The sequence below is a fragment of the Microbacterium sp. NPDC090014 genome (assembly GCF_044748285.1).
Lineage (GTDB): Bacteria > Actinomycetota > Actinomycetes > Actinomycetales > Microbacteriaceae > Microbacterium.
Genome location: NZ_JBIVFS010000001.1, coordinates 1,772,140 through 1,784,845, shown reverse-complemented (window position 1 = coordinate 1,784,845; position 12,706 = coordinate 1,772,140). Strand labels below are relative to the sequence as shown.

The following is a 12,706-nucleotide window of genomic DNA, read 5'->3' as shown; positions in this document are numbered from 1 at the left end:
GCGTGTCAGACTCACGCCGGACGGACGTGCACCACATCTCCGGCAGAGATCGACGTGTCGCCGCCCTCCGCCTGCACGACGAGCCGACCGTCCACGTCGAGTCCGGTGGCTCTTCCGACGAGGACGGAGTCGCCGGGAAGGGAGACCCTGACGTCGAGACCGATCGTGGCGCACCGCTCGCTCGCGGCGGCGTGGAGACCGCTCGAGACGGCGTCGCCCGCTGCCGCGAGCTCGGCGACCAGCTGATCGAGTGCGCGCAGGTAGGTGGCGAGAAGCCTGTCGGCGTCGGCCTCGACGCCGAGGATCGCGAAGGACGTCGCGGTCGGCACCGGAAGCTCCGACCCTGTCATCGCCGTGTTCACACCGGTTCCGACGACGACGGCATCCTGAGTCGCCTGCGCCAGGATTCCGCAGATCTTGCGACCGTCGACCAAGATGTCGTTCGGCCATTTGACCGCCACGTCGTGGTCGGGAAGCTGTTCGGCGATCGCATCCGCCATCGCCACTCCGGCCGCGAGCGGGATCCAGCCTCGCGAATCCGCCGCCGAGGGCAGCCTCCGCAGCAGCACGGAGACGGCGAGCGATGCGCCAGGTGCGGATGTCCAGGAGCGGCCGAGTCTGCCGCGCCCCGCCGTCTGGTTGTCGGTGAGGACAACGGACAGGTGCGGCGTCGACGGCGAATCGCGCGCTCGCTCGCTCAAGATGTCGTTCGTCGAGCCTGCTTCGGTCAGCACCTCGAGACGTGAGGCGACCGCGGCAGTGAGTGGAAGGTCCACGTCAGACCTCCTCTTCGTCGGCCTCTTCGTCGTCATCGTCCTCATCGGTGCGCACTGCCCCGATCTCGTTCGCCTGCCAACGATCCCACTTCTGCATGAGCTGCGCGATCGCGGCGTGGAACTTCTCCGTGGCCACTCCGGGGGTCGTGTCTCCGAAGTAGTGCTGCACCCACATGCGCAGCCTCGCGATGGCGACCTCGTCGGCACGCACGCGTTCCACCTCGGCGACGATGTCACCCGCAGCGCCGGCGTCGAGCCATTCACAGTCCGACAGGTAGCCGTTGGTGTCGATCGATGCCCTCTCGTCGGCCGGCCGTGTGATCATCAGCGGCTTGCCTACTGCGAGGCGGTCGTAGACCATCGCCGAGATGTCGACGATCGCGACATCGGCGGCGGCCAGCTGCCATCCGAGCTCCGCGCCGTCGTCGTAGACGTGCTGTGCGGACGGATCCGCGGCGTTGGCGGCCGCGATGGCGGCGATGATGCGTCGGTGCGCGGCACCGTACGCGTCGTCGATCACGCCGCTTCGCGGGTGCGGGCGGTAGATCACGCGGTGCCTCTCCGAGGCGAGCAGCGTCGTGACGAGGGTCTCGCCGTGGGTGGCGATCGACCCGTAGTGCGCGCTCGGGCGGTCGCCCTCCCACGTCGGGGCGTAGAGCACCACGGTGCGCTCGTCCGGAACGTACGGCAGCGTGCCCGAGTAGTGGTCGGCCTGCGGCCGGCCGATCTCGATCGTCCGTCGATCGATGTCCCAGTCCCAGAGAGTCCGTGACAGGCGGTCACGGGCAGCCTGTCCTGCGACCAGGGCGTAGTCGTACGCCTTGTACTGATTGGTCGTCATGTACATCTTGTCCGACTCGCCGTGATTGATGAACACGTGCCAGCGCCTGCCGTAGCGGAACATCTGGAAGTTGCGGGTGTTCTGATTCACGTAGAGGACGACACGGATGTCCTGCGTGCTGAGGAAGCGTTCGAGATCACGGATCGTCGGGACGAAGGCGACGGGAGGACCGGCCTCGTCGAGCAGCTTGTCGGCGCCCGTCGCCGACCGGGACAGCACGACGACGGGCCAGTGCTTCGACAGCTCCACGAGAGGGCGATACCACTGCCGCATCTGGTACATGTTCACGTCGCCGTCGGCGAAGTACACCGCCACCTGGTAGTGCTCCGGCGGGTGCGGTTCGCGCTCGGCGAGGCGCCGCCGCACTCGCTGCACAGCCTTGCGCGAGGCGAGCGCCCGCTTCAGCAGACGGTAGGCCTTCTTCGCATCGGACACAGCACCCATCCCTCCAGGATACCGAGTGCGGCGGCTCGCCCCGCCTGACGCCTTCCGAGATCACCGGTGCCGGGAATCAGCGAACGCGCGAGAAGCGCATGCCATGATCGTCATGTGCCTGACAACGACATCGCCGCCCCGGAGAACGGAGTGTCTTTCGTCATGCCCGTGCTCAACGAGCGCGCCTATCTGGAGCACGCAGTCGCCTCCGTGCTCCAGCAGGAGCTCACTGTCCCGGCCGAGCTGGTGCTCGCGCTCGGGCCTTCCACCGACGGCACGACGGAGCTCGCTCAGCGCCTGGCCGCCGGGGACGCGCGGATCCGGCTCGTCGACAACCCCGCAGCTCACATCCCGGTCGGATTGAACGCCGCGATCCGGGCCAGCCGCTTCGCGACCATCGTCCGCGTCGACGCCCATTCCGAACTCGCTCCGGGCTATGCGGCCCTCGCCCTCGCGACTCTCGAACGCACGGGTGCCGCGAACGTCGGCGGTGTGATGCGCGCTGACGGACGCACGCCGTTCCAGACCTCCGTCGCGCGCCTCTACAACTCCCCCGTCGGCCTCGGCGGGGGGGCCTATCACGGCGGCACCCACGAGGGCGAGGCCGAATCCGCCTACCTCGGCGTCATGCGTCGGTCGGTGCTCGACGAGGTCGGGCTCTTCGACGAGTCGATACGTCGCGGAGAGGACTGGGAGCTCAACCTCCGCATCCGCCAGGCAGGACATCTCGTCTGGTTCGATCCCGATCTCTCGGTGACCTACTGGCCTCGCGAGAGCTGGCTGCGCCTCGCCCGTCAGTTCCGGGCCACGGGCGCGTGGCGCGGCGAACTCGTGCGACGATACGGACGCCGCAACGGCATCCGGTACTTCGCTCCCCCGGCACTCGTCGTCCTCGTCGCGGCCGCTCTCCTCACCGGCGTCCTGCAGCTGACCGGCATCCTCTCCGGCGCTCTCTCGCTCGTCGTCGGGGCTGTGGTCTATCTGCCGCTGGTGGCGTATCTGCTGCTCGTGGTGGGCGTCGCCTGCCTTCCCGGCGGTGGCGGGCTGCGCCAGAGACTGTGGACACTGCTGGTTCTGCCCACCATGCACCTCTCCTGGGGCCTCGGCTTCATCGAGGGCGTGCTGCGCGGCGCTCGCGACACGGTGGACGCGTCCCGACTCGGCACCCGCAACACGCCACTCCCCTGACGCGCCGCACCGCCGACCGGCTCACCGGGTGACGTACCCCTGGTCCAGGATCCGCGCGACGACCCGCTCGGCGGAGCGACCGTCATCCCGCGGGTTGAACTGCGCCCGCCAGGCACGATATCGCTCGGCATAGACGTTCCCGTGCTCGCCGTCGGCGAGTGCCGCGACCAGTTCATCCTGCGTGCGGACCAGAGGGCCGGGGGCGCGGGTCTCGAGATCGAAGTAGAACCCACGGAGCTCTCCGCGATAGTGGTCGAGGTCGGGCACGAGGAAGAACATCGGCTTGCCCGTGACACTGAAATCGAACATCACCGAGGAATAGTCGGTGATCAACACGTCGGCGGCGAGCAGAAGCTGCGAGGTCTCGGGGTATCCGGTGACGTCGATCACGCGAGCGCCCGCTCGGTCCCGTCCCGTGTCGATCGTGCGCGAGTGGCCGCGCACGAGCACGACGGAGTCCGTCTGCCTCGCGAGCTCCTCCGCGTCGATGAAGTCGACCATCTCGGGTCGGTCGTCGCGCCAGGTGGGCGCATACAGCAGCACGCGCTCGCCGTCGGCGATGCCCAGATCCGCGCGGATCGCTGCGGCATCCCCGGTGACCAGAGCGTCGTTCCGCGGATACCCCTCGACCCAGATGGGCCGTCCGAAGAATGCGTACGCCTTGCGGAGAATGCGCTCGGAGTAGGTGTTCTGTGCCAGGAGCACGTCCCAGCGTCGGGACTCCTTGATGACCGCCGCCATCCGTCGAGGAGCGAACCCCGGACGGTGCAGCGCCAGCCGCTTCAGGGGTGTGCCGTGCCAGGTCTGCAGCACCTTCTGGCCGGGCTTGCGGGCGAAGCGACGGCGCAGCCAGTCGTTGACCACGAGCAGGCGGGATGCCGCGCGGGCACGCCACCACTCCGGGCTGCCTTCGACCACCGCGATCGCCCCGTCGGGAACCGCCACCGACAGGTCGACCACACTCCAGTAGCGCGTGACGTCCGGCGCCTGCGCGAACAAGGCGCGGTCGATCGCCTGCGGGTTGCAGCCGACGGCACGTCCGTAGAAGCTCTCGAAGAAGACGGCGTTCTCGGTCGCCCCGGGATGCGCGAGGTAGCGGCCCTCGAGCGTCGCCTGCCCCTCGCTCGTCTCATAGGCGGGATCGATCGGGGCCGCGATGCGCACGGTCGTCCCGTCGACGGCGACGCGCACGCCGGTCAGCACCTCCGCTGCGACGAGGAGATCACCGAGCTCCACGTCGGCGATGTGCAGCTCGTAGTCCCCAGTCGGCAGGGGAAGCTCAGGGCCGCCCCACCGTGCTGCGCGCAGCGGGAACGTCGCCTTCCAGGTCTTGCCTCCGCCGGTGATGCGCGCGCCGACCCGGGCGCGCGGCCCGATCAGCTCGGCGGTGGTGGGGCGCTGGCCGGCGCCTGCGATGACCAGCGTCTCTGCCGCCTCATCGATCCGGGCCGTGGTCATGCTGCTCCCTTCGGCGCGGGGATCCCCCGCGCACGGATTGTCTCGTAGACGCGCCGGGTGTTGCCGCCGTCGCGGAAGGCGTGCATCTCCGCGCTGAGCGTATCCGAACGCTCGGCGCGTGCAGAGAAGAGGTCCTCGTCGTCCAGAAGTGCAGACAGCTGCGGCAAGAGCGAGTCCCAGCCGGTCGCGGCGTCGTCGCCGGCGACGTCCTGGAACCGACCGTAGAAGCCTCTCGTCCGCGCGTAGTCCTCGGCGTCGGGAGCGAGGAACAGCACCGGCATTCTCAAGAGTCCCACGTCGTACGCCATCGAGGAGTAGTCGGTGATGAGCACATCGATCGCCGGCAGCACCGGCGTGACGTCGGTCAGCAGGCCGGAGCCGAGCATCCGCACCCTTCTGCTGGGCAGCGGAGGCGCATACCCGCCCTCTCCGAGCGGGTGGGAGCGAACGAGCAGCACGGCATCCCGCTGCTCGAGCATCTGGATGATCCGCACCCACTGAGTCGCCGACGGGACTGCCGGATCATCGGCTCCGTCGCGCCAGGTCGGGGCGTAGAGGATCGTCCGAGATGCGGTCGGCAATTCGCCGACGACGCGCGCCAGCGCATCGGACGCGGCGGCCCGACGCTCGGTCGGGTCGCCTGCGGACAGCACGTCGACGCGCGGCTCGCCCGTGACGACGACGCGGCCGTCGCCGAGCGCGAAGGCCGACTCGAGCCGACCCCTCGACCGGTGCGATGCGGCCGGGAAGACTCGGATCCGCTGAGCGGCTCGGCGGTACAGGAAGCCGACGAGACGACGCAGCAGCGGCGCACCGGGGACTTCCGGGACCTGCGTGGTCGCGGGTGAGTCCAATCCGATCCGCTTGAGGGGGATGCCGTGCCAGAGCTGCACGACGAAGGCACCGGACACCGCATAGCGGTTGACGTCGCCGAGGCCGTGCGTGACGACGACGACGCGGGCACGCGCCGTCGCCCACCACCCTCGCAGGCTGCCCTTGCGCACCGTGCGGAGGCCGAGCGCCGCGGCATCGTGGTCTTCCCGATCGGAGGACGTGAGCCACACGGTGTCGTGCCCCTCAGCTGCGGCGACACGGTGCAGGGCGAGAGCCCCATCCCCGACGCCTGCACCGCACCCGAACACCCATCGGGCCCCGCGCGGAATCACGAGGGTGCCGGCGCGTCCGGCGAGGTAGAGCGGTATCCGAAGCAGCTTGGCCGCATTGCCGGAGCCGAAAGAGAAGGACGCCACCCCGCGAGCCTATCGCGGGGTGGCGTCCTTCTCGGTGAGCACGGTTGCCGGAGTCAGCCGGCGAGGTCGCCCAGGGTCACATCGGCCTCGTATTCCTTGCCGCCACGGATGTACGTGACCTTCGCGTCGCTGCCCCCGGCTGCCGCCCGCACCTGCGCCGTGAGGTCGCTGGCGCTCGTGATGGGCACGCCGTTGAACGCGGTCACGATGTCATCGGCCTTCAGCCCGCCGGCCGCGGCGGCGCCGCCACCGGTGACATCCGCGATGTAGGCACCCGACACGTCGGCATCCTTGACGCTGGCCGCATCCTGCACCGACGCCCCGAGCAGGCCATGGGTGGCTGCGCCGTCGGCGATGATCTCCTCCGACACCCGCTGAGCGATGTTCGCGGGGATGGCGAAGCCGATCCCGATGGATCCCGACTCCTCCGAGCTCCCGGAGCTCGCGATCGCGACGTTGATGCCGATGAGCTCGCCCTTGCTGTTCACGAGCGCGCCGCCGGAGTTGCCGTGGTTGATGGCGGCATCCGTCTGGATCACGGCGATCGAGATCGACTCCGACGTCTGCTGCGAGGTGTTGCCGGGCAGATCGAACTGGAACGGGCCCTCGCCCTCCTCAGGCGTCTGCTGCTCGTTCTGCGGAGCATCTTCCGAGGACGAGTCCGGAAGCGCCGACGACGCGATCTGGATGCTGCGGTTCAGAGCACTGACGATTCCGGTCGTGACCGAGTTCGACAGGCCGAGCGGCGCGCCCAGAGCCACCGCGGTGTCCCCCACGTTGAGCTTGGAGGAGTCTGCGAAGTCGATCGGGGTGAGATCTGTCGCGTCCTCGAGCTTGATGACGGCGAGGTCGTAGATCGGGTCGGTCCCGACGACGGTCGCCGAGAAGATGCGGCCGTCCGACGTGGTGACGCGGATCGTGGGATCGGCGACTGCGCCGCCGAGCGTCACCACGTGAGTGTTCGTGAGCACGTAGCCGTCGTCGCTGATGATGACGCCCGATCCGCTGCCGCCCTGATCGGAGCCGGCCACCTCGATGGTGACGACCGACGGGAGCGCCGCGGTCGCGACGGCCGTCGTCTCGTTGACGGAGCCGGGGTTGTTGACGGTGATGGTCTCGGGACCCTGGGCGACGCCCGTCGAACTCTGGTCGGAGATCCCGTTGAGGATCGCTCCGCCGCCGAAGCCCGCGACACCGCCGACGAGCGCAGCCGCCACGACGATCGCGGCGAACTTCACTCCGGCGCGCGGCTTCTGCTCTTTGACCTTGACGGAGCCGTCGACCGGCTGCCCGGGCTGCGCTCCGGTGTGCAGACCGAACGCCGCACCGGGAGAGGCCGCGGCCGGTCCGCCGACCGGGCCCGATGCGTGGCCAGGGTGGTGTCCCGGCGCTCCGAGGTACTGCTGCGGGACGGTCTGGGCGTCCGGCGCCACAGGTGCGGTCGGCGCCTCGAATGCCGCCGCGGGTGACGATGTGAACGTCGCGGGAACGTGGTGTCCCTGATATGGCCCCGGGGCGGCGACGATGCCGGGGGTCTGAGCGGCGGCATCCGTCGTCGAACGGTCGACGACCTCTGCTGCCTCGGTGGACGGCGCTGCGTCATTCGACGCAGGTGCCGTGTGGTCCTGGGTGCTGTCTTCGTTCATGGTGTGTGCTCCTTCAACAACGCCCTCTCAGAGTGACGCCTGTATCTGTGCGTTTCGTATGGCGAAGATGAGTTTCACCTATGGCCTTAGCCTGTTCTTCATGAGTGTCATCCCCGGCGCATGGCGGCGCACGGCAGCGGGAGCCGGTCTGCTCGCACCAGACGGAACCGTCGCGCCCACCATCTTCGCAGAGATGTCCGCTGCTGCGGCCCGAACCGGTGCGATCAATCTCGGCCAGGGTTTCCCCGACGAGGACGGTCCTGCAGAGGTGCTCGACGCTGCCAGGGACGCGATCTCCCGCGGGGTGAATCAGTACCCGCCCGGAAGAGGGAACGCCGACCTGCTCGCCGCGATCAGCGAACACCAGCGGCGCTTCTACGGGCTCGAGGTCGACCCCTCCACAGAGGTGATCGTGACGGCCGGTGCCACCGAGGCGCTGACCGCGACGCTGCTCGCCCTCATCGACGGTCCTGACGACGAGGTCGTCGTCTTCGAGCCGTACTACGACTCCTACGCGGCGGCGGTCGCTCTCGCCGGCGCACGACTGCGCACGGTGCCGTTGCGAGCACCGGACTTCCAGCCCGATCTGGAGCAGCTGGCGGCCGCGGTGTCCGACCGCACGCGCATCATCCTGGTCAATGACCCCCACAACCCCACCGGAGCCGTCTTCGGTCGCGAGGTGCTCTCGGAGGTCGTCCGTCTCGCCGACCTGCACGATGCGATCATCGTCACCGACGAGGTCTACGAGCATCTCGCTTTCCAGATCCCGCACACCCCCGTCGCCACCCTGCCGGGTGCCGCCGAGCGCACGCTCACGATCTCGTCGGCAGGCAAGACGTTCTCCGCGACCGGCTGGAAGATCGGCTGGGTGCACGGCCCCGCCGATCTCATCACCGCTGTGCTGACCGTGAAGCAGTATCTGACATACGTGAACGGCTCGCCGTTCCAGCCGGCGATCGCCGTGGGTCTGCGCCTCGGAGATGCGTTCTTCGCGGATGCCGCGTCGACGCTGGCGCGCAAGCACGAGATACTCGGCGCCGGCCTGCGCGCCGCCGGGTTCACCGTGCATCCGCCCCAGGGCGGCTATTTCACGGTGGCCGACGCGTCAGCGATCGGCGGAGCGGATGCCGCGGCGTTCTGCCGCGCACTTCCCGAACGCGCAGGAGTGGTGGCGATCCCGCTGACCGCCTTCGTGTCGCAGTCGCGCCGATGCGAGTACGCCGGGCTCGTCCGCTTCGCGGCGTGCAAACGCGTCGAGATCCTGGAGGACGCGGCGACGAGGCTCGCGAGGAGCTTCTGAACGCACCCGTTCAGCGCGGACCGACGGCGTAGCGGCGCACGCGCAGGGACGGGTTCACTGCCCGCACGCGATCGATCGTGCTCCGCTCGACTGTCGCGACCGCGATGCCCTCGGTCGTTCCCACCCCGGCGAGCACGACGCCCTGCGGATCGACGATCTGCGAGTGCCCGACGCCGATCGGGGTCGGGTGGTCGGCGGCGATCACGTACGCGGTGTTCTCGATGGCGCGTGCCGCCAGCAGCGTGGTCCAGTGGTGCTCCTTGAGCGGACCGCGGACCCACTCGGCCGGCACCACCAGGGCGTCGGCGCCGGCATCCATCAGAGTGCGCGACACCTCGGGGAATCGCAGGTCGTAACAGGTCATCAGTCCGAATCGGATGCCCGCGAGCTCGAACGTCGCCGCTCCCCCGACCTCCCCCGCCTCGACCCAGTCGGACTCGGTCTGGCCGAAGGCGTCATACAGGTGCTGCTTGCGATAGGTCGCGAGGATGCCGTCGCCGCGCACCGCGACCACCGTGTTCCTCACATGAGCGGCGTCCGAGGCCTGCTCGGCCAGCCCCGCCACGATCACCACTGCGTAGTCGGAGGCCAGCGCAGTCAGTGTCGACACGAACTCACCATCGAGTGGCTCCGCGTTCTCGGCGAGAGTGGCGTCCATCGGATCCACGAAGTAGCTCGAGTACTCGGGGAACACGACCAGCCTGGCACCGCGTGCGGCGGCCTCCGCCGTCAGCTCCGCGATCCGATCCCGGTTGGCCGCACGGGAGGCGGTGGGGGCGAACTGACAGACGGCGACGGGCACAGCGACGGGCACGGCGGGGGTCTCTGGCATGCTCCCATCCTCTCGCACACGCGTCCTCGCGGCCTCGATTCGCGCACTCCTGATTCGCGTGTTAGGCTATTGATCGTGCCGCGGGGTGGAGCAGTTCGGTAGCTCGCCGGGCTCATAACCCGGAGGTCGCAGGTTCAAATCCTGTCCCCGCAACGAGAATGCGACACACGAAAGGCCCCTGATCGGGAGATATTCCGATCAGGGGCCTTTCGCATGTGTACCTCACGCCGGCCTCGCAGCCGAGCGACATCGAGATCGCTCGGCTGCGAAGGATCAGCGGTAGCTGAGTGTGAGCTCAGGACCGGTCGGCTCGACGAACTTGACTCGGACGCTGCCCAGCGCCGCCGCGCCGGCCGCGACGTAGCTCATCACGACGCGGTCCCTGTTCGCGGTTCCGCCGTCCGGCAGGATGAGAACGCGCGCGACCGAGAGCGCGTCCACGAAGTCACCCGCCGAGGCGCCCCCGACCCGGCCCTGTTCCCAGGTGCGGAAGACGCTCGCCGCGGGTGAGCTGTCGCGCTGCACTCCCTCGGAGATGGTGGTGCGCGCCATCTCGTCGAGGAAGGCGAGATTGTCGAGAACCATATCGACGTCGTTGAGGACGGACTCGTCGAAGCGGTCCGGATAGTCGATCTCGATGCGCACCTGCACATCGTCTCCGTCGAACGGCACCGAGCCGTTCATCGCGCCCCCTCCGGTTCCGCCGTCGAGGGTGATCTGTCCGAGATGACGACTCTCCATCAGTTCACACCCCCAGATTCGCGCTGAGGATCTCTTCGGCAAGGAGGCGCGAGACCTCCTGCGAAGCCGCGGAATCCGACGAGAAGAAGTCCTCGACAGTCGCGTCGAACAGCTGATGCCCTCGGGCATATTCGGCCACGGTGAGCGCCAGGCAGCGCGCCGTCAGCGCGTAGAGGTCGCTCGCCGCGTAATGCGTGCCGTTCGACGAGCGCCCGACGCCGGCGCCGCGGGGAGTCGGGTTCGACGCCGGCGCGCTGCCGAGCGCCGCTGCGGCACTGGCGAGCTCCGTATCGATCCGGCCCATGCTGTTCGACACAACGGTCGCATTGCTCCTGTCCATGCTCATCGTGCCGTCACCGACCGGGTACGGGCCGAGAGCGAACGCGTCCAGATTGTAGGTGGCGTTGTCGGAGCGGATGATGCTCGCGGCTTCGGTCATCGCGTCGTTGAGCTCGTTCTCCTGCTTCTCGAGCGCCTTATCGAGATTGCCGAGCGCCTCGTCGAGAGACGACAGGATGTCGGAATAGGTGTTGCCCTCGATGACGACGTTGCGGGCGATCCCCTGCACGGCGCTGCTGGCCGCGCCGGCGATTCCCGAGAGCACGGCTGCTGCGGCCACCGTGCCCGTGCCGGCCGTCACGATCGCGGATACGACGCCCGCCACCGCTCCGACGACGGTCAGCACGAGCGTCCCGTTGGCCGCAGCGGCGTTCCCCGCCTTCTGGTCCCAGGCGGCGCGAGCGCTGTCGCAGATCGACACGACGTCCTGTCGCGCGGCGGGCCACATGGCGGCCTGAGCGCTGTAGTTGAGCTGGAGGATCACGCATGCGTCCCCCAGGCCGTGGGTGACGGACTGGAACTGGATGTAGTACTTGTCGATGAACGCGGGCTTGAAGCTGCCCTCGATCTTGTTCGCCATCATCTCGTGCACCGAGTCATTGGCTGTGCCGATCGCACCGGTGTTCTGCACCGACGCACCCGCGCCCGAGGTGCCGAGGATCGCGGCTGCCGCCGAGGTCGCACTCGCCGGTGCCTCGCAGGCGTCACCGCCGTCCGGCAGATCAAGCCACTTCGACACGCGGGCATCGATCGCGGCCCGGATGTCGTCGAAAGCCGGTGCGACCGAGTGGTTCACGCCGTTGCCGTCGCCCCCGCCCTCGCCTGCGGCATTCGGCCGGTTGTAGAAGTTGAGCATGAAGCCCCACTTCGCGTAGATCTGGTCATTTCCCCAGTTCGGGTGAAAGCCCTGGTCCGCCATGAAACAGTCGATCGCGGCGCGCTTCATCTTGCCGATGATGTCCGGCAACTCCGAATAGTCAGGCATATCTCGATCCCCTCCAGTCTCGATTTCCGTGAAGTGCCGCCCGGACATCTCTCGACGCGTCGGGGCGGCTCCTCCGAGAGACTAATCGATTCCCGGACTCCTTCGCTCGCGACCAGACGACACCCGCATCGCCCTCGGATCCACTCGTTAGACTGTCCCACCGAACGGCGCGACCGTCGACGGCGGCGCGGTCGGTGGAAACAATGACCCGGAGGTCCATGATGACGCAGACTCCAGACAGCGCCGCGGGGAACCGTCCCGCGCTTGCATCAGGCTCATCGCGGCGCGCGATCGTCAGCCTCTGGATCGGCGCCGTGGCTCTGCTGATCTCCGTCGCATTGATCGTGCTCCTCTTGCCCGTTCCGGCCCTGCTCCCGGTCGCAGCAGCCGCCGCGCTGCTGGCGATCGTCGCTCTCCTGCTGGCCGGTCGAGCGAGACGCTCCGCGGTCGCTCGCACGGGAACGGCGGCCGTCGTCGTCGCAGCGGTCGCCCTCATCGTCGATCTCATTCTCGTCGTCGTGATGGCAGTCGGCGTCCTCGCCGGCAACGGCCTCAACCACGTCGAGGTGCATGCCACGGGCGGACCCACATTCACGGTCTCCTTCGCCGATGACACACAGGCGTACGACGAGGAGTGGGCCTCCAGCGGCTGGAAGCAGTACACGACGACCGGCGATTCGGCGGAGATCGTCGTCACCGCCCCGGACGACGACACGGACTCGACCGTGAGCTGTCAGATTCTGTGGAACGACGAGCTGGTCGTCGAGCAGAGCGGCACGGGCTCCGTGACCTGCCGCTACGACGCGGACTGACCGACCGGACTGATCGGCACGGACGGATCGCGGCGGCGTCAGCGGACTGCTCGTCGCGCCCGTCGCCTGCCTCCGCGGGCGTCGGCAGAAACGGACGATGCCG

11 protein-coding genes and 1 tRNA gene are annotated in these 12,706 nt (G+C 68.7%); 4 read left to right on the top strand and 8 right to left on the bottom strand.

Annotated elements, in window-relative coordinates; all coding sequences use genetic code 11:
* Window positions 1-11: 11 nt before the first annotated feature.
* Window positions 12-776: a biotin--[acetyl-CoA-carboxylase] ligase gene (locus tag ACIPV5_RS08410; protein ID WP_372984649.1), complete on the bottom strand. Its 765-nt coding sequence runs from the start codon at window positions 774-776 to the stop codon at window positions 12-14.
* Window position 777: 1 nt separating this feature from the next.
* Complete coding sequence (locus ACIPV5_RS08405) at window positions 778-2,061, bottom strand: CDP-glycerol glycerophosphotransferase family protein (RefSeq protein WP_072591026.1); 1,284 nt, start codon at window positions 2,059-2,061, stop codon at window positions 778-780.
* A gap of 153 nt (window positions 2,062-2,214) precedes the next feature.
* On the opposite strand from ACIPV5_RS08405, the gene ACIPV5_RS08400 reads away from it, so the two are divergent.
* Window positions 2,215-3,240 carry a glycosyltransferase gene (locus ACIPV5_RS08400; protein WP_053099055.1) on the top strand — a complete coding sequence of 342 codons (1,026 nt, stop codon included), beginning with the start codon at window positions 2,215-2,217 and terminating at the stop codon, window positions 3,238-3,240.
* A gap of 21 nt (window positions 3,241-3,261) precedes the next feature.
* On the opposite strand, the gene ACIPV5_RS08395 is transcribed toward ACIPV5_RS08400, so the two are convergent.
* Genes ACIPV5_RS08395 through ACIPV5_RS08385 form a run of 3 tightly spaced genes read right to left on the bottom strand, consistent with a single transcriptional unit; the run spans window position 3,262 to window position 7,594 of the window.
* The gene (locus ACIPV5_RS08395) at window positions 3,262-4,698 is read right to left on the bottom strand and encodes a CDP-glycerol glycerophosphotransferase family protein (RefSeq protein ID WP_230100651.1); all 1,437 of its coding nucleotides are present in this window, start codon (window positions 4,696-4,698) and stop codon (window positions 3,262-3,264) included.
* Entirely contained in the window at window positions 4,695-5,948 is a 1,254-nt protein-coding gene (locus ACIPV5_RS08390; RefSeq protein ID WP_320487923.1) for a CDP-glycerol glycerophosphotransferase family protein, read from the bottom strand. The genes ACIPV5_RS08395 and ACIPV5_RS08390 overlap by 4 nt, the downstream gene beginning before the upstream one ends.
* Window positions 5,949-6,001: 53 nt before the next feature.
* Window positions 6,002-7,594: a S1C family serine protease gene (locus ACIPV5_RS08385; RefSeq protein WP_372984648.1), complete on the bottom strand. Its 1,593-nt coding sequence runs from the start codon at window positions 7,592-7,594 to the stop codon at window positions 6,002-6,004.
* Between the two features lie 100 nt (window positions 7,595-7,694).
* Here ACIPV5_RS08385 and ACIPV5_RS08380 point away from each other — a divergent pair, with 100 nt between their 5' ends.
* On the top strand, window positions 7,695-8,894 hold the full coding sequence (locus tag ACIPV5_RS08380) for an aminotransferase class I/II-fold pyridoxal phosphate-dependent enzyme (RefSeq protein WP_372984647.1): 1,200 nt from the start codon (window positions 7,695-7,697) through the stop codon (window positions 8,892-8,894).
* A gap of 10 nt (window positions 8,895-8,904) precedes the next feature.
* On the opposite strand, the gene ACIPV5_RS08375 is transcribed toward ACIPV5_RS08380, so the two are convergent.
* A complete protein-coding gene (locus ACIPV5_RS08375) occupies window positions 8,905-9,726 on the bottom strand; it encodes a carbon-nitrogen hydrolase family protein (RefSeq protein ID WP_372984646.1) in 822 nt (273 codons plus the stop codon).
* Window positions 9,727-9,805: 79 nt separating this feature from the next.
* Between ACIPV5_RS08375 and ACIPV5_RS08370 the strand changes: the two genes are divergently transcribed.
* Window positions 9,806-9,879 (top strand) — tRNA-Met (locus ACIPV5_RS08370).
* A 120-nt stretch (window positions 9,880-9,999) separates the two neighbouring features.
* Here the strand turns inward: ACIPV5_RS08370 and ACIPV5_RS08365 are convergent.
* Window positions 10,000-10,467 (bottom strand): hypothetical protein, encoded by a 468-nt coding sequence (locus tag ACIPV5_RS08365; protein WP_053095607.1) that lies wholly within the window; start codon window positions 10,465-10,467, stop codon window positions 10,000-10,002.
* A gap of 4 nt (window positions 10,468-10,471) precedes the next feature.
* The gene (locus ACIPV5_RS08360) at window positions 10,472-11,791 is read right to left on the bottom strand and encodes a hypothetical protein (RefSeq protein ID WP_053095606.1); all 1,320 of its coding nucleotides are present in this window, start codon (window positions 11,789-11,791) and stop codon (window positions 10,472-10,474) included.
* 221 nt (window positions 11,792-12,012) lie between these two features.
* Between ACIPV5_RS08360 and ACIPV5_RS08355 the strand changes: the two genes are divergently transcribed.
* Window positions 12,013-12,603, top strand: coding sequence for a hypothetical protein (locus ACIPV5_RS08355; protein ID WP_400340718.1), 591 nt, complete (start codon window positions 12,013-12,015; stop codon window positions 12,601-12,603).
* The last annotated feature ends 103 nt before the right edge of the window (window positions 12,604-12,706 follow it).

Bases quoted from the DNA above. Each gene is read 5' to 3' on its own strand.
- ACIPV5_RS08405 (WP_072591026.1), bottom strand. From the start codon at position 2,061: ATGGGTGCTGTGTCCGATGCGAAGAAGGCCTACCGTCTGCTGAAGCGG.
- ACIPV5_RS08400 (WP_053099055.1), top strand. From the start codon at position 2,215: ATGCCCGTGCTCAACGAGCGCGCCTATCTGGAGCACGCAGTCGCCTCC.
- ACIPV5_RS08395 (WP_230100651.1), bottom strand. From the start codon at position 4,698: ATGACCACGGCCCGGATCGATGAGGCGGCAGAGACGCTGGTCATCGCA.
- ACIPV5_RS08385 (WP_372984648.1), bottom strand. From the start codon at position 7,594: ATGAACGAAGACAGCACCCAGGACCACACGGCACCTGCGTCGAATGAC.
- ACIPV5_RS08380 (WP_372984647.1), top strand. From the start codon at position 7,695: ATGAGTGTCATCCCCGGCGCATGGCGGCGCACGGCAGCGGGAGCCGGT.
- ACIPV5_RS08375 (WP_372984646.1), bottom strand. From the start codon at position 9,726: ATGCCAGAGACCCCCGCCGTGCCCGTCGCTGTGCCCGTCGCCGTCTGT.
- ACIPV5_RS08365 (WP_053095607.1), bottom strand. From the start codon at position 10,467: ATGGAGAGTCGTCATCTCGGACAGATCACCCTCGACGGCGGAACCGGA.
- ACIPV5_RS08360 (WP_053095606.1), bottom strand. From the start codon at position 11,791: ATGCCTGACTATTCGGAGTTGCCGGACATCATCGGCAAGATGAAGCGC.
- ACIPV5_RS08355 (WP_400340718.1), top strand. From the start codon at position 12,013: ATGACGCAGACTCCAGACAGCGCCGCGGGGAACCGTCCCGCGCTTGCA.